The 23703-nt window shown below is 36.6% G+C and carries 19 protein-coding genes; 8 read left to right on the top strand and 11 right to left on the bottom strand.

Going from position 1 to position 23703, the window contains the following annotated elements; genetic code table 11:
* Positions 1–8: 8 nt before the first annotated feature.
* The 3 genes from FNJ88_RS06085 to FNJ88_RS06075 form a co-directional block, all read right to left on the bottom strand.
* The gene (locus tag FNJ88_RS06085; protein ID WP_143852335.1) at positions 9–479 is read right to left on the bottom strand and encodes a hypothetical protein; all 471 of its coding nucleotides are present in this window, start codon (positions 477–479) and stop codon (positions 9–11) included.
* A 33-nt stretch (positions 480–512) separates the two neighbouring features.
* Positions 513–3179: a TonB-dependent receptor domain-containing protein gene (locus FNJ88_RS06080; RefSeq protein ID WP_143852334.1), complete on the bottom strand. Its 2667-nt coding sequence runs from the start codon at positions 3177–3179 to the stop codon at positions 513–515.
* A gap of 68 nt (positions 3180–3247) precedes the next feature.
* Positions 3248–3622, bottom strand: coding sequence for a hypothetical protein (locus tag FNJ88_RS06075; protein WP_143852333.1), 375 nt, complete (start codon positions 3620–3622; stop codon positions 3248–3250).
* Positions 3623–3763: 141 nt separating this feature from the next.
* On the opposite strand from FNJ88_RS06075, the gene FNJ88_RS06070 reads away from it, so the two are divergent.
* On the top strand, positions 3764–4528 hold the full coding sequence (locus FNJ88_RS06070) for a murein L,D-transpeptidase catalytic domain family protein (protein ID WP_143852332.1): 765 nt from the start codon (positions 3764–3766) through the stop codon (positions 4526–4528).
* A 56-nt stretch (positions 4529–4584) separates the two neighbouring features.
* Here the strand turns inward: FNJ88_RS06070 and FNJ88_RS06065 are convergent, their stop codons facing one another.
* Positions 4585–5385, bottom strand: a complete 801-nt coding sequence (locus FNJ88_RS06065) for a GLPGLI family protein (RefSeq protein WP_143852331.1) — start codon at positions 5383–5385, stop codon at positions 4585–4587.
* Between the two features lie 148 nt (positions 5386–5533).
* On the opposite strand from FNJ88_RS06065, the gene FNJ88_RS06060 reads away from it, so the two are divergent.
* The 6 genes from FNJ88_RS06060 to FNJ88_RS06035 all read left to right on the top strand — a co-directional run bounded on the left by FNJ88_RS06060 (position 5534) and on the right by FNJ88_RS06035 (position 11695).
* Complete coding sequence (locus FNJ88_RS06060) at positions 5534–5863, top strand: HesB/IscA family protein (RefSeq protein WP_143852330.1); 330 nt, start codon at positions 5534–5536, stop codon at positions 5861–5863.
* Positions 5864–5883: 20 nt separating this feature from the next.
* Positions 5884–7335 carry a Fe-S cluster assembly protein SufB gene (gene sufB / locus FNJ88_RS06055; protein ID WP_143852329.1) on the top strand — a complete coding sequence of 484 codons (1452 nt, stop codon included), beginning with the start codon at positions 5884–5886 and terminating at the stop codon, positions 7333–7335.
* A gap of 121 nt (positions 7336–7456) precedes the next feature.
* Complete coding sequence (gene sufC / locus FNJ88_RS06050; protein WP_143852328.1) at positions 7457–8200, top strand: Fe-S cluster assembly ATPase SufC; 744 nt, start codon at positions 7457–7459, stop codon at positions 8198–8200.
* 57 nt (positions 8201–8257) lie between these two features.
* A complete protein-coding gene (sufD, locus tag FNJ88_RS06045; protein ID WP_143852327.1) occupies positions 8258–9577 on the top strand; it encodes a Fe-S cluster assembly protein SufD in 1320 nt (439 codons plus the stop codon).
* Between the two features lie 423 nt (positions 9578–10000).
* Complete coding sequence (locus FNJ88_RS06040; protein ID WP_143852326.1) at positions 10001–10507, top strand: hypothetical protein; 507 nt, start codon at positions 10001–10003, stop codon at positions 10505–10507.
* Positions 10508–10765: 258 nt separating this feature from the next.
* Entirely contained in the window at positions 10766–11695 is a 930-nt protein-coding gene (locus FNJ88_RS06035; RefSeq protein ID WP_143852325.1) for a DUF4349 domain-containing protein, read from the top strand.
* 303 nt (positions 11696–11998) lie between these two features.
* Here the strand turns inward: FNJ88_RS06035 and scpA are convergent, their stop codons facing one another.
* The 4 genes from scpA to FNJ88_RS06015 all read right to left on the bottom strand — a co-directional run bounded on the left by scpA (position 11999) and on the right by FNJ88_RS06015 (position 17771).
* A complete protein-coding gene (gene scpA, locus FNJ88_RS06030) occupies positions 11999–14119 on the bottom strand; it encodes a methylmalonyl-CoA mutase (protein ID WP_143852324.1) in 2121 nt (706 codons plus the stop codon).
* 196 nt (positions 14120–14315) lie between these two features.
* Positions 14316–15404 carry a peptide chain release factor 1 gene (gene prfA, locus FNJ88_RS06025; RefSeq protein ID WP_143852323.1) on the bottom strand — a complete coding sequence of 363 codons (1089 nt, stop codon included), beginning with the start codon at positions 15402–15404 and terminating at the stop codon, positions 14316–14318.
* A 388-nt stretch (positions 15405–15792) separates the two neighbouring features.
* A complete protein-coding gene (locus tag FNJ88_RS06020) occupies positions 15793–16071 on the bottom strand; it encodes a hypothetical protein (RefSeq protein WP_143852322.1) in 279 nt (92 codons plus the stop codon).
* 89 nt (positions 16072–16160) lie between these two features.
* Positions 16161–17771 (bottom strand): fumarate hydratase, encoded by a 1611-nt coding sequence (locus FNJ88_RS06015; RefSeq protein ID WP_143852321.1) that lies wholly within the window; start codon positions 17769–17771, stop codon positions 16161–16163.
* A 292-nt stretch (positions 17772–18063) separates the two neighbouring features.
* On the opposite strand from FNJ88_RS06015, the gene fumC reads away from it, so the two are divergent.
* Positions 18064–19446, top strand: a complete 1383-nt coding sequence (gene fumC / locus FNJ88_RS06010) for a class II fumarate hydratase (RefSeq protein ID WP_143852320.1) — start codon at positions 18064–18066, stop codon at positions 19444–19446.
* 85 nt (positions 19447–19531) lie between these two features.
* Here the strand turns inward: fumC and FNJ88_RS06005 are convergent, their stop codons facing one another.
* The 3 genes from FNJ88_RS06005 to FNJ88_RS05995 form a co-directional block, all read right to left on the bottom strand.
* The gene (locus tag FNJ88_RS06005) at positions 19532–20251 is read right to left on the bottom strand and encodes an ABC transporter ATP-binding protein (protein WP_143852319.1); all 720 of its coding nucleotides are present in this window, start codon (positions 20249–20251) and stop codon (positions 19532–19534) included.
* A gap of 37 nt (positions 20252–20288) precedes the next feature.
* Entirely contained in the window at positions 20289–21755 is a 1467-nt protein-coding gene (locus FNJ88_RS06000) for a DUF5687 family protein (protein ID WP_143852318.1), read from the bottom strand.
* Between the two features lie 258 nt (positions 21756–22013).
* Positions 22014–23663 (bottom strand): DNA repair protein RecN, encoded by a 1650-nt coding sequence (locus FNJ88_RS05995; RefSeq protein WP_143852317.1) that lies wholly within the window; start codon positions 23661–23663, stop codon positions 22014–22016.
* Positions 23664–23703: the final 40 nt, after the last annotated feature.

The raw sequence follows: 23703 nt of genomic DNA, 5'->3' as shown, positions 1-23703 counted from the left end.
ATTCAGGTTTATATTAAAGGATCTCCAACTTGTAGATCGCACCTATGATGAGGTTCGCCGTGTGCAGGATTAAGAGCAGGTTTTGGACCTGTTGCGGTCACCGGAGCAACAGAAGGAGTTGAGGATGGCGCAATGGGATTTGTGTTGAAACCAGCACTTGTTGTATTCTGTGTGATCGGTTGTGGAGCAGCATTTTGTTGTGGAGCACTGTCTATTGGAGCGCCTACCTGAATGTCACATCGGTGATAAGGTTGTCCATGCTCTGGATTCAACGCTGGCCGAACAGACGAAGTTTTTGCAGCTGATGCGTCTGTGGGCAGTGGGTCTGCAGTTGTTTCTGTATTAACTGACATGGTGCTACCAGCAACGTTCACAGAGTCCGTTACCGGATTTGTAACTGCTTCCAGTTTGCTGGTTTCTTTCTTATCACAAGATAATAGGAGCAATGCACTTGCTATTATTAAAGGAAATATCTTCATAATTTTCTATTTTTTCAAAAGTAATATTTTTATTTAAAAGGAGAAATCTAGACCAACATATACATTTGCTCCCATAACCGGGGCATAAACCATTCCTGCATCAAAGTAACTTCCGAAGGGATTTTGTACGTCGATGATCGCATCCTTTTGAGTATGTCCAGTTAGATTTTCACCACCAATATAAGCACGAATATTTTTATTAAAGCTTCTGGAAATCTGTGCGTTCAGCGTTGCGTAGCTTTTTGAATACTCTGGTATTTGGTATGATAAAGGGTTGGAATTAAGATTGGGTAATTTCTGCTGACCAATAAGCTGAAGCGTAGCATCAAAATTCCAGAATGCATCTTTATCTGTTTTATTTGTGGCGTACGAGGCATTGAAGAAGCCTCTGTTTTTGGCCATAAAAGGAATCTCACGTTTTCCTCCAATAAAGTCTGCCTGTACATCATAGTACTTGTAGGCTAATCTTACTTCTAGATTTCTGGCTGGGGTAAGGTCTAACTGGGTTTGAAAACTATTGGCAAAAGATTTCCCTGCGAGGTTATAAAATACAAGTTTCTGCGGGGAAATATCCAAGTCTGCCAAAACCTGATCCTGAAAGTCAGTTCTAAAGAAATCTGCAACTAACGTGGCTTTTCTATTAAATAATCTAAATTCCTGCTGCAGACTTGCACCATAATTCCAGGCAATTTCGGGTTTCAAATCATAGATTTTTCCATTGTTACCTAAAACATCAATGGTCCTGTTAGAAGCAAAGTATTGTTGGCTTTCTGCGAAAATATTAGCTGTTCGAAATCCTCTTCCGGCAGACAGGCGAAGAATTGTTTTGGGCGAAACATCATATTTAAAGTTTAATCTTGGAGTGAACTGGGTTCCTGCTAAATTATGAAAATCTGTTCTCACGCCGGCAACTAAAGTATATTTTAGCCCTGTTAATGTATATTCAAAGAAGAGTCCGGGAGCGGTTTCGGTCCTTTTGTAATTTTGCGTAAGATAATCTTCATCATATTGATCATATAAGAAGCTAGCGCCTGTTTTGAATTTATTGTTTGTATTTCCAATAATACTTTCAAAAACTAAATTGGAGTAAAAAGTGTATTGATTGCCCCAATAATTTCTATTTCCGAAGAAACTGTCTTGTTGGTGGGTCGTGAATTGATTCATCCAGCCAATGCTCTGATATGGTTTGTCTTTAAATACGTACCCTGTTTTATTCCAGATTTCAAATCGCGAGAGGTCAATTCCAACACCATAAGCATTTTGCTGGGAGCGGTCTATTTTTTTATTAAAAGCAGTTTGTCCGCCAAAACGGTCATCTTTAACAAAGCTAATTCCGAAATGTGTTCCTAATCCTGAGTCTTCTAAATCGTTGTAATTTAAAAGATACGTCGCGTTGATTTGGTTTCCTGTCGGTTGATCCAAAAATCCATCGTTATTTGAATCTGTCTTTGCTAAAGTGGCATTGCCATGTAATAAGACCGATTGATTCCAGTGTTCATTAAGTTGTGACGTGGAAGTGATATTGGTCTCAACTCTTCCATGAATGTCGGCAAAGAGATTTACCGCCGTCTCGGGTTTTTCGTTAAATTTCAAAAGTTCCGTATTAATTTGTCCGGTAATACTTTCGTAACCATTAACCACGGTGCTTCCTCCTTTTGTTAACTGAATACCTCCAATCCATCTTCCGGGAATTAAATTTAAACCATATGGAGCGGCAAGACCACGAATAGAGGGCAAAAGTTCTTTGGTCAAAGAAGTGTATTTTTGATCTAACCCCAGCATTTTCAGCTGTTTAGTTCCCGTTACAGCATTACTAAACGACACATCTACAGTAGCGTTGGTTTCAAAACTTTCAGATAAGTTACAACAGGCCGCTTTCAGTAGTTCTTTCTTACCAATATTAAAGGTTAAGCCTGTTTCTTTTTTACTTAAAGCGGTTGGGTCTGACCATTTTGTTAAACGTACTTCTTCAATTGATTTATCGAAATGATCAGAATTTTGAGAGAAATCTTTTTTGGGAGTCGGCGCTTCTTCATGATGAACTAAATCACTTTTCACTCCTAAAGGTAGTTCCCGGTCATACAAACAACATCCTGGGAGCTTGTCGTAAGTATCAGTTTTTGCAGTGAACTTTTCGTTGTCATGACCAGCCTCTGCGATTTTTTGCAAAATTAAATCTGACGAAGTTTTTGCAGGATCAAAGTTCAATGTTACCGTTTGCGTATCTGCATCCCAGGTTGATGAATCTGCTCCAGCACTCGCAGCTGCTTTTTCGATGCGTACTTTACATGAACCGCAATTACCGCGAACGAAAAACTGATTTTTATTTTTTAAAGGTTGCTTTGCAATTTCATTTTTCAGAAATGAAGGAGTTCTTTCGTAATGGCAACAATCGGGTAGTTGCTCATACACCGCATCAGAGGCCGTGTATTTTTCATTATCGTGTCCAACAGCAGCGATATTTTTTAAGATTTGATCTGCAGATATTTTTGCAGAATCGAATTCAATTTCAAGTTGCTGGGTCTCAGGATTCCAGTTTGCTGTTTTTGCACCTGTCTTTTTCACGGTGCTTTCAATCCTTTCTTTGCACATACTACAATCTCCTTTAACCATAAAGGTAGATTTGGTAATGGTTTGAGCGTATAGAACAGAAGAAAAGAGAAGAGAAAATACAAAAATACTTTTTAATAAAGTGTTCATTATTTAAAATAAGTTAATTGACAAAAAGTTTTACCAAAAGAACATTCTTTCGGCTATAATCTAAAGTGTTAACCTATTTTAGGCGGCTGCCAAATATTTTCAAAGGATGATGAAAAGTAAGAAATTCCGTAGTTGAAATTGAGTGTTTTTGTAAAAAGATGGTCCGGAGAATTCTCGTTAATTTCCGGTAAAAGGAAATTGAGTACAAAATTAACGGTACAGAAGTGACATTGCGTACAATCGTCCTCGCAATTGCTTTTTTCAGACTTCCTGTCGGAATTATCAGTATGACAAGATTCCGTTTTTTCTGTTTTGCAACAGTTTTCAGTGTTCGTCATCTTGTCGCCGCATTCAATTACACTTTGAGCAAATATCATTTGTTTGGGGAGGATGAAAATCCCCAAACCCAATACAATTAAAAATATTTTTAAAGTTTTCAGCATGCTTTTGCAAATTTAATAAAAGATTTGGATATACACTGCTTGTTAAAAGTCCTTAAAAAAAGTTAAAAAATTATCATTTAATAGCTTGGTAATTAATTAATTGTATTTTTGCCGAGTCAAAATCATTTAACATAATATCGAATGAAGAAAGTCCTCTTGTCATTATTAACTGTCTTATTTTTCGCTACATCCTTTCATAAAATTAAAAGTACCGAAAAAAAATTCTCAAAAAATTTTTTAAAACCTAGAACGGAAAATCCATTACCAAAAGAAAGTCCCAGATCCGTTGGAAGCTATGCGGAAGAGATTTATAACTCCATCAATTTTGAACATTTCAATCAATTGCAGTCAGAGGTTTTTCAGAAAGCTTATCTTGGATTTGCAAATCTTAAAAGAGAAGGAAAGTTAAATGAAGATTCTCATTTACTAACCATTTGTGATTTTTCACTTTCTTCTACTCAAAAGAGACTGTGGGTGATCGACTTGAATGAAAAAAAAGTGGTCTATAATTCCTTAGTTGCTCACGGAAAAAATACGGGTGAAGAATTTGCGCAGAAATTCTCGAACACAGAAAGCTCTCTACAAAGCAGCATCGGCTTTTACGTTACCGAGAATACGTACAATGGTTCAAATGGCTATTCATTAAAACTTTTGGGTATGGATGCAGGTTATAATGATGCGGCTTTACAACGAGCGATCGTAATGCACGGCGCTGATTATGTGAGCGAAGATTTTATAAAAAATCAAAAACGTCTTGGTAGAAGTTGGGGTTGTCCAGCAATTCCCAGAGCATTGGCTGAACCGATTATCAATACCATAAAAGGAAAGAGCTGCCTCTTTATTTATTATCCAGACCATCAATATCTTTCTAGTTCGAAATGGCTGAAAACGGAGGAAAATATTTAATGAATTAAAAACATAAAAAACCCAGTTAACAATTGCTAACCGGGTTTTTTTGTAATTTATTTTAACTCAATCGGATTGTTATTCTTCTTGGTTTCCTCTTTTTGTCGCTCTTCCATTTGTTTCCTTTGATTAGGATCCATTTGTATACGGAAACCACCTCTTCCTCCAGACATCGCTGCAGCCGGGTCTTTTCTGAATTGATCTTGCTGCTTTTTAAATGCTGCTCTTTTAACGGTAATCGTAGAACCTCTTTGATTGAAACTGGCAACCGCATCAATTTTTTTAGCTTCTTTTAAATCAAAACTATAATCACCTTTAGCGTCTTCAACTTTTACAATTAAACCTGGCAGTCCTGAGAATTTATAAGGGCCATCCTGAAGTGGAACTTCTGCTGCAAACCAAGCATACCAAGTTCTTCCAGCAAATTGAGTTTCTGCTTTTTGAGTTTTATATTCACCAATTGTTGCCGTTTCTGGCAGAATTTTCCAATCCATTAGTCGGTCTTCTTCGTAAGCGTATTGATCGCGTAGAATTCCTGCCTTATATATTTTCTTTCCGGTTTTATAATCTTTTTCAATTATAAAATCCATATTGCTTCGAAGTGCTTGCATCTGGGTTCTGTCAAAATTAAAACTTCCTGTCTGTCTCATTCTCCCCATAATCGAATCTCTTTTCAAACGGTTTTCAGAATAAAAAATAGAACTGCCCGCAGACACATCTAGATTCGCCAATTCTGTTTTGGTATTTCCTCTGTCAGTAGAGTCTGTTTTCATCGTTACTTGGTAAACGAATCGATTTGCCTGAGCAAAAATTATCTGAGAAGTTATTCCCAAAAGAAGAAGTGCTATTTTTTTCATTATAAATAATTTGATTTTTTGATGTGAATTAACCGTAAAAGTTAAATCTCAACATCTATCACATTCATAGACAAATATACCGAAGCGAATTTGATTTTCATTATATTATTAGTAATTTTGCAATCTAAATTCATTCTAAATAAAAACAATGATAAAAGTAAGCGATCTGGCAAAAGAAAAAGCCATTCAGTTAATGACTGAGGATGGTTTCAAGCCTTTTGAAGATTATATTAGAGTCGGTGTAAAAAGCGGCGGTTGTTCCGGTTTAGAATATGTTCTGAAATTTGACAATGAAAAAACAGATTCAGATCAGGTTTTTGAAGATAATGGTATTAAAATCATTGTCGATAAAAAATCAGTACTTTATTTAGCAGGAACAATATTGGAATTTTCAGCAGGGTTGAATGGGAAAGGATTTGTATTTAATAACCCAAATGCAAACAGAACTTGCGGTTGCGGTGAGAGTTTCTCACTGTGAAACATTTAATTTGACAAAAAATGGCAACAAAATATACAGAAGACGATCTTAGGATCGATCTTGAAAATCAAAAATATGAGTACGGTTTTACCACGGATATCGAATATGACGATTTTCCAACTGGTTTATCGGAAGATATTGTACGAATGATTTCCGCTAAAAAAGAAGAGCCGGAATGGATGACCGAATGGCGTTTGGAATCGTACAGAATATGGTTGAAAATGGAAGAACCGAATTGGGCAAATGTTACTTATGAAAAACCAGATTTCCAGTCAATTAGGTATTATTCAGCACCAACCGTAAAACCAGAATTAGCAAGTTTAGATGAAGTAGATCCGGAATTATTGAAAACCTTTGAAAAATTGGGAATCAATATTGAGGAGCAGAAAAGACTTTCGGGAGTTGCAATGGATATTGTAATTGATTCCGTTTCTGTAAAAACCACTTTCCAGAAAACTTTAAAAGATAAAGGAATTATTTTCTGTGCAATTTCTGAAGCAATCAGAGATTATCCAGAATTGGTCCGTAAATATATCGGAAAGGTAGTCCCAAGAGGTGATAACTATTATGCAGCTTTAAACTCAGCTGTGTTTTCAGACGGAAGTTTCTGCTATATTCCAAAAGGCGTTAAATGTCCGATGGAACTTTCAACTTACTTTAGAATAAACAAATCAGGAAGTGGTCAGTTTGAAAGAACATTACTGATTGCTGATGAAGGAAGTTATGTTTCCTATTTAGAAGGTTGTACAGCACCTGCAAGAGATGAAAATCAGTTGCACGCCGCTGTGGTAGAATTATTCGCCATGGATGATGCTGAAATTAAATACTCTACCGTGCAAAACTGGTATCCTGGAGATTCAGAAGGTAAAGGAGGTGTTTTCAATTTCGTAACCAAACGAGGAATTTGTGAGAGAAATGCAAAAATATCATGGACCCAAGTTGAAACTGGTTCATCCGTAACCTGGAAATATCCGAGTTGTATTTTGAAGGGTGATAACGCTGTAGGAGAATTTTATTCAATTGCGGTAACCAATCATCATCAATATGCTGATACGGGAACGAAAATGATCCACATCGGAAAAAATACCAAGTCAACGATTATTTCTAAAGGAATCTCTGCCGGAAAATCAAACAACTCTTACCGAGGATTGGTGAAAATGATGCCTTCAGCAAAAGGAGCGCGAAACTTTTCACAATGTGATTCTTTATTAATGGGTAATGAGTGTGGTGCACATACTTTCCCTTATATCGAAGTTAAAAATACGACAGCACAATTGGAGCACGAAGCAACTACTTCAAAAATTGGTGAAGATCAGATCTTCTATTGTAACCAAAGAGGAATCAGTACAGAGAAAGCAATTGCTTTGATCGTCAACGGTTTCGGAAAAGAAGTATTGAATAAATTACCGATGGAATTTGCCATCGAAGCTCAAAAATTATTAGAAATTTCTTTAGAAGGAAGTGTTGGATAATACGAATTGTTCGATTTGAACATTCATTTCAAACTTATTTTTTAAAGACTTTATATATCATAACAGTAAAAAAACAGGAAGTAATTAACTTTTAAATTATCTAATTACCTCATTTCATATTATGTTAAAAATTAACAACTTACACGCTAGAATCCAAGACGGAGCAGAAATCTTAAAAGGAATCAATCTACAGATCAATCCTGGTGAAGTTCACGCGATCATGGGACCAAACGGAGCTGGGAAATCTACCCTTGCTTCTGTAATTGCAGGAAAAGAAGAATACGAAGTTACTGACGGAGAAATTCTTTTCGAAGGAAAAGACATTATTGAAGATGCTCCGGAAGAAAGAGCACATGAAGGGATCTTCCTTTCATTCCAGTATCCGGTAGAAATTCCTGGAGTTACCGTAACGAACTTTATCAAATCAGCCATTAACGAAAACCGAAAAGCAAAAGGTTTGGAAAATATGCCTGCAAAAGAAATGTTGGCTTTGATCAAAGAAAATTCTGAAAAGTTAAGTATCAAAAGAGATTTCTTAGCACGTTCACTTAATCAAGGGTTTTCTGGAGGGGAGAAAAAGCGTAACGAAATCTTCCAAATGATGATGCTTAATCCGAAATTGGCTATTCTTGATGAAACCGATTCAGGATTAGATATCGATGCATTAAGAATTGTTGCAGATGGTGTAAATTCTTTCAGAAATGAGGGGAATGCTGTTTTGTTAATTACCCACTACCAAAGACTTTTGGATTATATTCAACCAGATTTTGTACATGTTTTAGCCGATGGAAAAATTATCAAAACCGGTGATAAATCACTTGCTTTAGAATTAGAAGACAAAGGATACGATTGGCTTTTGAATTAATTTGAGATTTGTAAACTACAAATTTCCTTTTAAAATGTCGAATTTCAAATCAATACAATGGCTCTATTAGAAAATATACAAAACAACCACGCATCTTTTTTAGAAACGCTTCAACACCGTTTTCTGGATGAGACCCGAAATGCTGCCTTGAAAAAGTTCTTTCATTTTGGCTTTCCAACTAAAAAAGACGAGGAATATAAATACACGAACTTAAGAGAGATCACCGAGAAGAACTATAATTTCTTCCCGAAAGAAGCTCATACCATTTCAAAAGAACAAATTGCAGAATTGCATTTGGGCGAAGAGAACTTTGACTGGATCGTCTTTATTAATGGACGCTTACACAAAGAATTGTCCAAGATTTCAATTGAAAATGTTGAATTATTATCTTTCAATTTTGCCCTGAATGATCCAAAACACAAAGATGTTTTCGATCATTATTTCAATACCATCGCTGACCAAAAATTAGCGTTTACCAATTTGAATACTGCTTATTGCAAGCAAGGATTCTTCCTGAAAGTTCCAAAGAATGTGGTGATAGAAAAGCCTATTCACGTTTTCTATATCTCTCAAAATCAGGACGAAAATACCTTTTACAATACCCGTAATTTACTGATCGCAGAAGAAGGTTCAAAAATTGAAGTGATTGAAAGTCACCACAACTTTGATGAAACTTATGTTTTCACCAATACAGTAACGGAGATTTTCACCGCACAAAATGCAAAAGCAGATTGGCATAAAGTACAAAATGACAGTGATACCTCGTATATGATGGATCATACTTTTGCAAAACAGGAGCGCGACAGTTTAACGACGGTCAATACTTTTTCGTTCGGTGGGAAAATAGTGCGTAACAACTTAGATTTTATTCACAACGGCGAGAATATCAACTCGTTTATGAATGGAATTACGATCATCGATGGGGAGCAGTTGGTGGATCATCATACCGCGGTTCATCACAAAACACCGAACTGCGAGAGTTACCAAAACTACAAAGGAATTTACAAAGGAAAATCTCACGGGGTTTTCAATGGTAAAGTTTATGTAGATAAGATCGCGCAGAAAACCAATGCCTATCAGCAGAATAATAATGTGTTGCTCGATGAAGGCGCTTCGATCGACAGCAAACCACAATTGGAGATTTTCGCAGATGATGTGAAATGTTCACATGGTTGTACAGTTGGTCAGTTGAATGAAGATGCTTTGTTTTACCTTCGCGCCCGTGGGATTTCCAAGAAAGAAGCACAGGCCATGTTATTATTCGCCTTTGCAAATGATGCCATGGAAAACATCGATATCGAACCACTTAGAGTGAAAATTTCCAAACTTCTGGCAGAAAAATTAGAAGTGGAAATGGAGTTCGAAGATGTGGAGTAGCGCAACAATTTGACTTCGTTTAAAGTTTATTTTTTTGGGCGACTCTTCCGCCTTCCGTTCCCGCTTTTTTAATTATTAGCTTCTACTTCGCTCAGCCAATAATTGAAAAGAGCTCCACTCTAGTCGGGTCGCAACTGGGAGTTAAAAATAAAACATGTTTTAAAAACAAAACCATTAATAGAAACGGGCTTTAGCCCGTTTTTTTATGGAAATAAGTAGTTAGCTTTGACCAAAATTGAACACCTTATTAATTTCAGTGCAGCAGGAAATTGAGTAAAAAAATGTCAAGTTTTAACCCTTTGCTAAGTGGCAAGCCTTTGCGATCAAAGTTTTTTACAGTGTATTTGTAATTTCTTTGCGTTTTTGCGTTGAAAAACTTTAGTCACACAGAACGTTTCAATCAAAAATTAATATCTTTAAGTAATGAATGTAGAACAAATCAAAGACCATCTCGAAGCCTACAAAGAAAACGACCAGCTTTTTGATGCAGCACATTTCCTCATCGATACTTTCGGTCTTGAACATGAAAATTTAGCGGGTATTGGCTTTCGTCCGGAATTGGAGCCCAATAAGATGTTACTTACCACAGAAGGTCCGCTTGGCGAAAAGCAAATGGTGATGATTCCCAAAAACCTTTTTGATTTTGATCTGAATATTGTGGTAAATATGATTGCCCATGAAATGTTACACGTTCGACAAAAAGCTCCCGGAAACTTAGTTGAAGATAAAAACGAAAGAGAATTTCAAGCGTATTACGAAATGCTTTTTCATAAGGAATTCCCGCTCGTTCCAGCAGTTTCTGATTTTCATAAGAAATTCTTCGGAGATAAAGCGTTGGAATATTACAAAAGAATGGGTGAAAAGTCAGAATTACAACAGAAGTACTTGGAACAAAGGAATGAGATTGATAATTTAATTTTAGCTCTATAGTTAAATTTCTATCTTTTTTGGAACCCGAAGAATAGATATTAATAAAATTGCTGTTTTATCGGTATAATAGTACGAAAACGGGCTAATCAATTTGAAATCTGAAATTTAAATTTGTAAATCGTTTGTAAAAAGTATTTTAAGTAGCTGTCAATCAATGTTTTATTGTTTACTTAATCTTTACATCTGTTTTTCAATTAAAAATTTTTAATCTGGGATAGTTTTACACTATTGATTTTAACCAGTTAAAAATAAATTAAGATGAAAAAGATTATTCTAACATTCGTTACTGTATTTAGCTTAATTGCTTGTGAAAAACCGACATCAGACGCAACTTCCGAAAGTTCAGAATCGGCGATTATTAATGCAGATTCAGCATCCACTTCTAATGCTGTTAAATTTGACAGTGTTCAAAAGCCATTAGAATACGGACATGAAACCACTTCTTCCAGTATAAAAGATACTGCGGTTGTAAAAATTGAAGACTTGAAAGAGCAAAAACAATTATTGACTGAAAAAGTAGCCAAGGAGATCGACTCTGCAACCAGATCCACCATTATCTCTGAAATAAAGATTACTCAACAGAAAATTGATTCCGTAAAAGGTAAAATTGTTTCGGTGTCGAAAAAGCAGACGATTACGCCAAGGGTTGCAAGAGAAACTAAAGTAATTTATCGTGATGTTCCCAAACCGAAAGTAATTACAAGGGTACAAAAAATAACCAAGAAAGGAGAACTAGAAATACAGGTTGATGACATAGAACTTGCACAGACCATCACCAAAGAGCAAATCAGAAAATATGATGGAACAATAAAAAGTGAGGAGATATCGAGTTACCAAAACCGACAGTTCGACTATTTAAAAATAAATGTTCCTCTTAATAAATCAGAATATCTTATCAAGGATTTAGAAACTAATGTCGGTAAAATTGTTTCTCGGAATATAGAAATTATTGGGGAGGAATACGGAAAAAACGCAGTTTGCTATTTGGAAATAACACTTACTAGTCATTCTCAAGAAGCAGTTGTTCCCGTAACTTCTAAATCCTTCGGTGGAAGAACCGTTGGCGCCGTCGGAAGTGGATGGAATGTTATTCAGGAAATTTTCTTATTTATTTTACCTCTTTGGCCACTTTTTCTCATCGGTGGTGGAATTTATTATTTTATGAAAAGGAAAAGAGCACAGAATTAGAGTCATAAATACAATAAAAAAGGAAACCGTTATTTGGTTTCTTTCTTTTTTATAGAAATATTTCTTTTAGCTACTTTTAAAAAGGGTAACGTTTAAGTTTCTCCTCAAGTATTTTTATTTAATTTTTTATGTATATCCGCAAATTGTCATTATTGTATTTACTCTTCGAACTTTGCTCAATGAAATGCCTTCGCGAAACTCAAAAAAGCGTGTAAAACAGCATTTTTGTAATTAAATCTTTGCGTCCCGATGGCTATCGGGATTGCGTTTAAAATTTGTAAGATGATTGAGAACGGATTTACATTAATTTTTAATCATTTTCTCCAAAATCTCACATGCCGATTTCGGTAAATTTGTTCCCGGACCGAAAATAAAATCAGCACCATTTTCATAAAGAAAGTTATAATCTTGTTTCGGAATTACACCGCCAACAACGATTGTAATATCTTCTGCACCGAGTATCTTTAATTCTGAAACGACTTCTGGCACGAGATATTTATGTCCGGCGGCTAATGAAGAAACGCCCAAAATGTGAATGTCGTTTTCCACCGCCTGTTTCGCAACTTCTGCGGGGGTTTGAAATAATGGTGCCACATCAACGTCGAATCCCATATCTGCAAAAGCGGTTGCAACTACTTTTGCTCCACGGTCGTGACCGTCCTGTCCCATTTTTACGACCATAATTCTCGGCCGTCTTCCTTCATTTTCTTCAAACTTTTCTGCTAAAGAAAGTGCTTTTCCAAAATATTCATTTTTGCTTGCATTCATCGCGTAAACTCCTTGTATGGTTCTGATATTGGCTTTGTAACGCCCGAAGCTTTCTTCCATAGCGTCGCTCATTTCCCCCAATGTGACTCTTCTTCGCGCAGCTTCTATGCAGATTTCCAGCAGGTTCCCTTCACCTGATTTTGCAGCATCTTTAATGACTTCTAGGATTTCTAAAGCAGCATCTTGATTTCTATCTCTCTTTATCTGGTTCAGTCTCTCAATTTGTTTTCTTCGAACTTCAGAATTATCGATATCTAAAATATCGAGTTCCATTTGTTTCTGGGTCGATTGAAATGAGTTTACACCGATGATGAATTCTTCACCACTATCAATTTTCGCCTGTTTTTTCGCCGCAGCTTCTTCGATACGCATTTTTGGAATTCCGGCTTCAATGGCTTTCGTCATTCCACCTTCTTTCTCCACTTCATCAATGAATTTCATGGCTTCATCGATCATTTGTTGTGTCAAACTTTCTACCAGGTGACTTCCGCCCATTGGATCTACAACATCGCAAATTCCACTTTCCTGTTGTAAGATAATTTGGGTATTTCTCGCAATTTTTGCTGAATAATCCGTTGGTAAAGCAATTGCTTCGTCGAGTGCGTTTGTATGTAAAGATTGCGTTCCACCCAAAGCCGCAGATAGAGCTTCAATCGCAGTTCTGGTAATATTATTGAAAGGTTCCTGTTCTGTTAAACTCCAACCTGATGTTTGCGAATGTGTTCTTAAAGCTAACGATTTTGGGTTCTGCGGATTAAATTGCGTTAATAAGTTTGCCCAAATAAAACGGGCTGCCCGCATTTTAGCAATCTCCATAAAATGATTCATTCCAACTGCCCAGAAAAAGGATAAGCGAGGAGCGAAGTCATCGACTTTCATTCCTGCTTTCATTCCGGTCCTTACATATTCTAAACCATCTGCCAAAGTATAGGCCATTTCTAAAACTGGTGTCGCTCCAGCTTCCTGCATGTGATAACCTGAAATGGAGATGGAGTTGAACTTCGGAATATTTTGAGCTGTATATTCGAAAATGTCAGCAATGATCTTCATGGACGGTGTTGGCGGATAAATGTAAGTGTTTCGCACCATGAACTCTTTTAAAATATCATTCTGAATGGTTCCAGAAAGTTTTTCCTGAGGTACTCCCTGCTCTTCTGCCGCCACAATATAAAAAGCCAAAATTGGCAAAACAGCACCATTCATCGTCATAGAAACCGAAATTTCGTCCAGCGGTATCTCGTTAAACAAAATTTTCATGTCTTCCACAGAATCAATTGCAACTCCCGCTTTACCAACATCACCTTCTACTCTTGGGTGATCGGAATCGTAGCCACGGTGTGTTGCGAGATCAAATGCAACAGATAAACCTTTTTGTCCCGCCGCTAGATTTTTTTTATAAAATATGTTAGATTCTTCTGCAGTAGAAAATCCTGCATACTGACGAATCGTCCAGGGTTTTTGAACGTACATGGTGGAATAAGGTCCTCGTAAATAAGGCACAACACCAGCAGCATATTGTTTTTCTGTTAATGTTTTTGAATCATTTTCCGTGTAAGAAGATTTCATTTCCAAACCGTCTTTTTCGAATAAGTAGGGAAGTGTTGCTTCCGATGCTAGGGAAAAGTCCGGATTTAGATTCTGTATTTTTTTGCGCATTTTACTAGGCTTTATAAAAAAGTAAAGTTACGATTTTTTAAGAAAAATTTTACAGACTTAAATTATCGTCTAATTTGTGATATTGCCTTTTTGGTAAGGAGTGAAGCGAGCGGACCGAATGCTTTAAATGCTTTCAAAAAAACACTTTCAGGTTTTATGAAAGTGTTTTTAAGAAGTTGAAAACGTTGAAGTTATATTAGTAATTATCTTCCTCGCCTTTCATTTTTTCTGCATTTTCTGCCATAATTACGGCATCAATCATTTCCTGAATATCACCATTCATATAGGCATCAAGGTTGTACATCGATTTGTTGATTCGGTGATCCGTAACTCTTCCTTGAGAATAATTATAGGTTTTAATTTTTGCTGAACGGTCTCCGGTGGAAACCATTGATTTTCTTTGAGCGGCAACATCGCCAACTGCTTTTTGCAATTCGATATCGTATAATTTGGTACGGAGCATTTCCATTGCCAATTCACGGTTGGCCAACTGCGAACGCGCCTGCTGACAAACAACTACCATTCCGGAAGGTTTGTGGGTTAACTGAACTTTCGTTTCTACTTTATTTACGTTTTGTCCACCTGCTCCTCCAGATCTTGAAGTTTGCATTTCGATATCTGCTGGATTTAATTCAAAATCGACTTCTTCAGCTTCTGGTAAAACGGCGACTGTAATTGCTGAAGTGTGAACTCTACCTTGAGATTCAGTTTCCGGAACCCGTTGTACACGGTGAACGCCAGATTCGAATTTCATGATTCCGTAAACGCCGTCATTTCCTTCAACTTTCAAAATCAGTTCTTTGTACCCTTTGGAAGCTTCGCTGGAATCGGTAATTTCGTGTTTCCAACCTTTTGATTTGAAATACATGGCGTAAGCTCTATACACATCTTCAACAAAAATTGCAGCTTCATCTCCACCAGTTCCGGCACGAAGTTCAACGATCACGTTTTTATCATCGGTAGGATCTTTTGGTATTAGAAGAACTTTTAATTCTTCCTCCAAGCCCGGAATTTTGTCCAGCATTTCATACTTTTCTACTTTTGCCATTTCGACAAACTCTTTATCAGAACCATCAGCGATGATTTCGTCAGATTCTTCAATGGTATTCAAAGCCTGCATATACTGATCGAAAACGGCAACGATTTTTCCCAAGTCGCTGTATTCTTTATTCAGGGTAGAATATTTCTTTTGGTCAGAAATGATATCCGGTTGAATAATAAGATCTGCAACTTCGTTGTAGCGTTGTTTAATGGCTTCGAGTTTCGGTATAAGTGACTTTGACATTTCTGAATTTTAGTAGTTTGCAAAGATAAAGAAAAATGAATCAAGTAAAAAGGTTCCTCTCTCTAAATCCCTCTCCAAAGCAGAGGGACTTTAATTCAACCTGTGAAGAGTAGAGCCGAAAGATGTTATAGCCCCGATTGAAACGACATCCTTTTTTGAGGAGGTACGACGAAGAAAAGATATAGTGGAAAGCGGGTGGGTTTTTCTAAGTACAAACTATTGTTGAAGCTCCTAGAAAAACCCCTCCTTGGAAGTTGAATAACATACTTCTGACAGAGGCAAATTGCACAAAAGAAATCAGTTCCTAAAAATAGAAACTGATTATTATATATGATTTTGCTTTGTGATTGCTTTTCCCGGAATTAAAGTGGGAGAGCAATGACATCAACTAGTGATGACCGTCGGTGTGAAGAAATGGGCCACGCCCTTTTGGATTGCTGTAAAGAAGCTCTACTCCTTCCTGTTCTGTCATTATTTTTCTTCTTACTTCTTCCGGATCGAAAGGTTTTGTTTTTCCGAAGTATTCAGCCAGTCCAGCAGTAAGCCAAAGTGGGATGATATATCCAAAGAACATAAAGATACACCAGAATCCTATAAGGAACATGCATACGAAGTAGATAGTCCAAAGAAACTGATAGAAAGGATAAAATGCTGATAACAGGATCATCGTAATAGATTTTAGGCAAAAATAGGATAAATTTCTGTTGTTACAAAAGTTTTATCACTCATTTTTGTAATTTAAACTGATTTTAAATATTATTTCGCTGCAATTGATTCAAAGAAGTCATTTCCTTTATCATCAGAGATGATGAACGCTGGGAAATTCTTAATTTCAATCTTGCGAACTGCTTCCATGCCAAGTTCTTCAAAATCAACAACTTCAACAGAGGTTATGTTCTCCTTTGCTAAAATTGCAGCGGGTCCACCGATTGATCCCAAGTAAAATCCGCCGTATTTGTGACAAGCGTTGGTTACGTCTTTGCTACGATTTCCTTTGGCAAGCATGATCATACTTCCGCCGTGCGATTGAAATTCATCAACATAAACATCCATTCTTCCGGCAGTGGTAGGACCGAAACTTCCAGAGGCCATTCCGTTTGGAGTTTTTGCAGGACCCGCGTAATAGATCGGGTGATTTTTGAAATAGTCCGGCATTGGTTGGCCGCTGTCTAACAATTCTTTGATCTTTGCATGGGCAATATCGCGTGCAACGATTAAAGTTCCATTTAGATTTAATCGTGTCTTAATCGGATATTTAGATAATTCCGCTAAGACTTCAGACATTGGCCGGTTTAAGTCAATAGAAACTGCTTCCTCTAAATGTGGTGGAGTTAGAGGTAAAAACTGTTTGGGATTAACTTCCAGTTGCTCCAAAAAGATTCCATCTTTCGTTATTTTTCCTTTGATATTTCTATCTGCAGAGCAGGAAACTCCCATTCCGACGGGACAACTTGCGGCATGACGGGGAAGACGAATTACGCGAACATCATGCGTTAAATATTTTCCACCAAACTGCGCTCCGATGGAACTTTCCTGGCAAATCTTCTGAACTCTTTTTTCCCATTCCAGATCTCGGAAGGCTTGGCCGCCCATATTTCCTTCAGTTGGAAGATGATCATAATAACCTGCACTTGCTTTTTTCACTGCGGCTAAGTTTGCTTCTGCAGAAGTTCCACCAATGACGAGTGCTAGGTGATAAGGTGGGCAAGCGGCGGTTCCCAGATCCATAATTCTTTCACGGACAAATACATCCAAAGAACTTTCGTTCAATAAAGATTTTGTCTTTTGATAAAGAAATGTTTTGTTGGCGGAACCACCACCTTTTGCTAAAAATAAAAATTTGTATTCGTTTCCTCTTTCGGCATAAATGTCGATTTGTGCGGGGAGATTTGAACCGGAATTCTTTTCCTCGAACATGGTTAAAGGAACAATCTGGGAATATCTTAAGTTTCGATCTTGGTATGTGTTGTAAATCCCTTTGGAAATCCAGGCAGCATCTTCAACGCCTGTATAAACATTTTCTCCTTTTTTCGCCACGCAGATCGCAGTTCCCGTATCCTGGCAAGAAGGTAATGCGCCTTCAATTGCTACTGCCGCATTTTGTAAAAGATTATAGGCGACAAAACGATCGTTGTCGGTCGCTTCCGGATCGTCGATGATATTTTTTAGTTTCTGCAAATGGGAAGACCGAAGCATGAAAGAGACATCGGCTAAAGCATTTTCTGCCAATAGTTCTAAACCCAGCGGATCGATGGTCAAAATCTCGCGATCGCCCAAAAACTCAGTTTTTACATATTCAGAAGTGAGTTTTTTATATTGTGTTTCGTCCTTCAGAATTGGAAAAGGTTCTTGGTAATGAAATTCCATAATAAATTTGGTTTTTGAAGATGCAAAAATAAGGAAAATTTATAGTCTTTATAAACAGCATAACTAGGTTCAATTGATATTTAAAATGGTTATAAATTGTGCTTTTGGGTAGAATTGTTTAATTTTAAAGAATTGGATTCTCAATCCTTTGAAAGATAACATAAAATTGAATTATAGCCCCGATTGTAACGGCATCCTTTTACGAAACGCAGTGGAGTAAAAGATATAGTGGAAAGCGGGACTGAACCAGAAGAGCAGCGAAAAACGGGTTGCTCTTAAAATTTATAAAAAAATGAATTACAGAACAGAAAAAGACACGATGGGCGATGTGCAGGTTCCAGCAGATAAATTTTGGGGCGCACAAACTGAACGTTCGCGAAACAATTTTAAAATCGGACCTGAAGCTTCGATGCCACACGAAATTATAGAAGCATTTGCTTATTTGAAAAAAGCTGCAGCGTTTACGAATGCTGAATTAGGTGTACTCCCCAACGAGAAAAGAGACATGATCGCGAAAGTTTGCGATGAGATTTTGGAGGGGAAACTAAATGATCAGTTTCCATTAGTGATTTGGCAGACCGGTTCTGGAACACAATCGAACATGAATATAAACGAGGTGATCTCGAATAAAGCACACGTAAATAATGGCGGAACTTTAGGTGAAAAATCTGAAATTCATCCCAATGACGATGTCAATAAATCCCAAAGTTCAAACGATACTTTCCCAACAGCAATGCATATTGCGGCGTACAAAAAAGTAGTTGAACATACTTTGCCTGCCGTAGAAAAACTGAGAAACACTTTACATGAAAAAGCAGAGAGTTTTAAAACGGTGGTCAAGATTGGACGAACACATTTAATGGATGCTACTCCGTTGACTTTGGGTCAGGAATTTTCGGGCTACGTGGCCCAATTGGATTATGCGATGAAAGCGATTAGCAATACTTTCGACCATTTGCAAGAAGTTGCGCTTGGTGGAACCGCTGTTGGAACAGGATTAAATACCCCAGAAGGTTACGATGTTTTAGTAGCAAAATATATTTCAGAATTTACAGGTCTTCCGTTTGTGACGGCGCCGAATAAATTTGAAGCACTTGCTGCTCACGATGCGATTGTAGAAAGTCATGGAGCTCTAAAACAATTGGCGGTTTCACTTTTCAAAATTGCGCAGGATATTCGTTTTCTGGCTTCTGGACCGCGAAGTGGAATTGGTGAAATTCATATCCCAGAAAATGAACCGGGATCTTCAATCATGCCGGGTAAAGTAAATCCTACCCAGAATGAAGCGATGACCATGGTTTGTGCGCAAGTTCTCGGAAATGACACGACCATATCTTTTGCCGGCACGCAGGGGAATTTTGAACTGAACGTTTTCAAGCCGGTGATGGCTTATAATTTCTTACAATCTGCTCAATTGTTAGGCGATGCGTGTATTTCATTTAATGATCATTGTGCTATCGGGATTGAACCGAGTGAACCAAGAATTAAAGAACTGGTTGAAAAATCATTAATGTTGGTAACAGCTTTGAATACGCATATCGGTTATGAAAATGCAGCAAAAATTGCAAAAACGGCTCACAAAAATGGAACCACTTTGAAAGAAGAAGCGGTCAATTTAGGTTTGTTGACGGCGGAACAGTTTGATGAATGGGTGAAACCGGGAGATATGGTTTAAACATCTAGCAGAGCGTAGATTAATTATAAATCAAAAAATTCCGAGTGCTGAACTCGGAATTTTTGTTAGGGTTTTTACCAGAATTTTATATTTCAGCCGTCGCTTCAACGGAGGTTGTGAAAAAATCTTCCAGCTCTTTTAATGTTTGCGGCGTTGTTATGATATCTTTGACAATTTCGCCTTTGTCGAGCAGAACGATACGGTTGCTTACTTCAGTCGTGTGAGCGAGATCGTGACTTGAAATTAGAAACGTTACTTGCTCATTTTGAGTCCATTCTTTAATTAATTTCTTCAATTTGATTTGGGTAGAAGGATCAAGGTTTGCAAAAGGTTCATCTAAAATAATTATTTCTGGCTTTCCTATTAAAGCTCCAACAATTCCGACTTTTTTCTGATTTCCTTTTGATAAGTCACGGATATACTTTTTAGCACTCAAAATTTCACCATTAAAGAAATCATTAAACTGTTTTAGGAATTCATCAACGCTGGCTCTATTTTGTCCACGAAGTTCTCCTAAGAAATAGAAATACTCTTCGGGTGTTAAATAGCCGATCAAGAAAGTTTCATCGATAAAGGCAGAAACTTTCTTTTTCCAGTTCTCATTTTCGTTGACTTTGTTTCCATCAATTTCTATGAAACCCGTTGTAGGTTCTATTAAATCTAATAAAAGACTGAAAAGAGTTGTTTTTCCAGCACCATTATTTCCTACCAATCCGAAACTTTCGCCTTTCGGAATTTCGAGGTTTTCAATATGAAGAACTTTTTTGGTTCCGTAAACTTTAGATATATTTTGAATTGAGATCATTATTTAAATATTTTAATTAATAGAACAGATTTTAAATTTAAACTTTTTTAAAGGCTTCAAGGGTAGAATATTTCTCGGTTTTGTAAACTTTCACGATAACATCAAAAATTTTATTTTTCAATAGGAAACCAATAATTCCTAAGATTCCCAGACTGGCTACTGCCGGATAAATCCCGAAGAAGTATTTAACGATTGCAAATACAGCCATCGGTAACACCATTTGAGGTAGCATCAGGAGCATTGTTTTCATGTTGAAATTATTTCCGCCGCCGCCGAAAGATTTACTTTTCGAGTTGAGGTCAATTGGTTTTTTATTAAAAGCTCCTGCTAAAAGAGTGATATATGAATTAACTCCTAAATTATAAAGACCTGCCGCAAATACGGTGAGATAAAATTCCCAGCTAATTAAAAGATAACCAGATGCTAGGATCATTGAAGTGAAAATACCAATAATAATCAGCGACCACTTACCTTTCAGATATTCTTTGTACGGCACATTTTGAGTCATCATTAATGGATAATAAGAACTGTCCCAACTTGGTACCCGTTGACCAAACATGAGCATAAATCCTCCTGTAACAAAAATTCCCATAAAGACTTGCATGAAACTGTTGTCATATCCTTTAGTAAACGTCAGTAAGCCGTAAAATAGAAACATAACACTGGCGAATAAAGCAGACTTTGCAGCCTTGCTTCTTTTTAGTAGCCGGATATCATTATTAATAAAAGTCCCCATTACTCCGTAACGGTTTAGAAATTCGATATTCTCTGTTTTTCCTTCTGCGACTTTTAATTCCAGTCCTTTGTCTAAATAAAAGTTTTTATAAATTTCCTGATAAGCAAGATATGCGACTGAAATTGCCAATAATACAGGTATAAGGAAAACGCCCGCATATTCATAAAAGCTGTAGAATATTTTTTGAGAGTAAGATGAGAGTTGAATGATTCCATAATATTCCAAAGCGGCGAAAGCTGCCATCACGCCGAATACGATTAATACCACCGCGCTCTTTCCGTTCAGCAAAATATTCAAAAAGTTATTGAAATAGAAGATAGCGAAGATCCCAATGGTAAACATGATTACATGGATTACAGAATATCCGCCATCATAAATAAGTAAGCTAGCAAAGGGGAGAAGAAATAATAAATTTCCCCAATTGAAGAAATTAACAAGAATTTTCAGAACCGTATAGTTGACTAATTTTTTCTTGGTAATTCCTAAAGTAAGAAAAGGTTTGATGTTTTGGGTGGGCATCTGTTGTAAGAAATAACGAACCAATAAATCAAAAACCCAATAGTAAATAAAAAATTTGCAGAAGAGCATCAGTGGATCTGCGTCCATTTTCTTCTTAGCGAAAAAATAGAGTAGAAAAGGCAACGCCACGAATATGGCACTGAAATAGGCCATTCCGAAAAACATCAGAATTTTCATTCCAAGGTTGGCGCCGAATTGCGGATTCCGTATAAAATTTTTGAATTCAAGTTGTAGAAGTCTCCAATACATAGTCTTACTTTTATAGATAAGTCTAAAAATAAGGAAAATGTTACAAATTAATTACCGAAACAGGAAATAGATAGTGAAACCAACAAGAATCGTAAAAATTAAATATATTTGAAAAAGTTCGCCTAAGTCATTCGAACTAGGAATATTATCCTTTGAATTTTTTTTAATTCCTTTTCTTTTAATTCTTAAAAATAGAAGAAGGTAAGCGGCGAAAAATACTAGAAATCAAGCATATAGCAAATCCATGAGTATATAGTTTTACTTCATCAACTCTTTCGCCTGCGAGATCGCAGCATCAGTAATTTTACTACCAGAAAGGAGTTGTGCAATTTCCTGTAATTTTTCGTCATGGTTCAAAGGGATAATGGTGGATTGGGTTTTTCCATTTACCTCTCTTTTGATTACTTTGTAATTATTATTCCCTTTGGCAGCGACTTGCGCAAGATGGCTGATGACGATGAGTTGCATGTTTTCCGACATGTCTTTCATCACATTTCCAATTTCTTCGGCAACTTTCCCCGAAACTCCCGTATCAATTTCATCAAGGATTAAGGTTGGAAGTTCTGCATTTTCTGCCATTAGTTTTTTAATGGAAAGCATCACTCTGGATCGTTCACCACCTGAAATTGCAGTTTGAATTGGTTTTAATGGGAAACCTGAATTTGCCTGAAATAGTAACTGAATGTTTTCTTTTCCAAAATTAGTAAAAGTATCGGCATCAGCTAACTGTACTTCAATTTTAGCTTTTTCTAATCCTAACTGATTGAGTAACTTTTCGGTTTTCTTAATGAAATTTGGAATCTCTTTCTTACGATTTTGTGATAATTCAGTTGAAGCCTTTGTTAATTGTTCAGCAGCAATTTTAATTTTCTTTTCGGTTTGATCAATTAATAATTCTAATTCGGCGAAACCAGTTTGTTCATTCTGAATCTCATTACGAATTTCTTTCAGTTCTTCGATAGAATTTACTTTATGTTTTAAAAATAAAGAATTAATCTTATTCAACTGGGAAGACAACTCAGAAAGCACTTCCGGACTTGTTTCCATTTTTTCCGCTTCGTTTTGAAGATCGAAAAGAAGGTCTTTAAACTCTACAAAAGTTTCCTCAAATCTTTGATTTAATCTTGAGTATTCATGTGATAAGGTTGCAACTTTAGCTAATCTGTTTTTAACTTCGAGCATCGAATCCAGTAAACCTATTTCTTCCTGATCAATTTTATTAAAAATTAAAGATAGATTTTCGATAATCGTTTCGGCGTTTTCCTGTTTACTTAATTGATGTTGAACGTCTTCTAAGTCAAATTCATCCAGATTGACCTCCAGTAATTCTTCTAATAAGAATACTTTATAGTCATTTTCTTTGTTGCCTTCAGAAAGCTGCTTTCTGTATTGGTCAAGTTCGCGAACTAACTTTTTATACGCCGAGAAATCTTGTTGATAATTGACAATTAATGTTTTGTTTTTTGAAAGGCCATCAATCATTCGGAACTGATATTCTTCATCAAACAAATTTGACGTTTCGAATTGGGAATGGATATCAATCAGTTTCTCAGAAAGTTTTTTTAAAATTTCTAACGTAACTGGGACATCATTTATAAATGCTCTGGATTTTCCTGTTGGTAAAATCTCTCTTCGAATGACTGTATTGATTTCAAAATCTAAATCATTTTCATCAAAGAAGTTTTTGAAACTTTCATTAACGATGAATTCTGCTTCAACGATGCTTTTAGTTTCAGAACTTTGAATGGATTTGCTGTCTGCTCTCTCACCCAAGATTAAACGTAATGCACCAAGAATGATCGATTTTCCCGCACCTGTTTCTCCCGTAATAACCTGTAAACCTTTGTCTAAAGTGATTTCGAGTGAATCGATGAGTGCGAAATTTTGAATAAATATTCTTGAAAGCATAAGTTGAAAAAGCAGTTTGAATTATAAAGTATTTTGCAAT

Origin of the sequence: Chryseobacterium sp. SNU WT5, from assembly GCF_007362475.1 — a bacterium.
Taxonomy (GTDB): Bacteria; Bacteroidota; Bacteroidia; order Flavobacteriales; family Weeksellaceae; genus Kaistella.
This window is presented reverse-complemented; position numbering and strand designations above follow the sequence as displayed.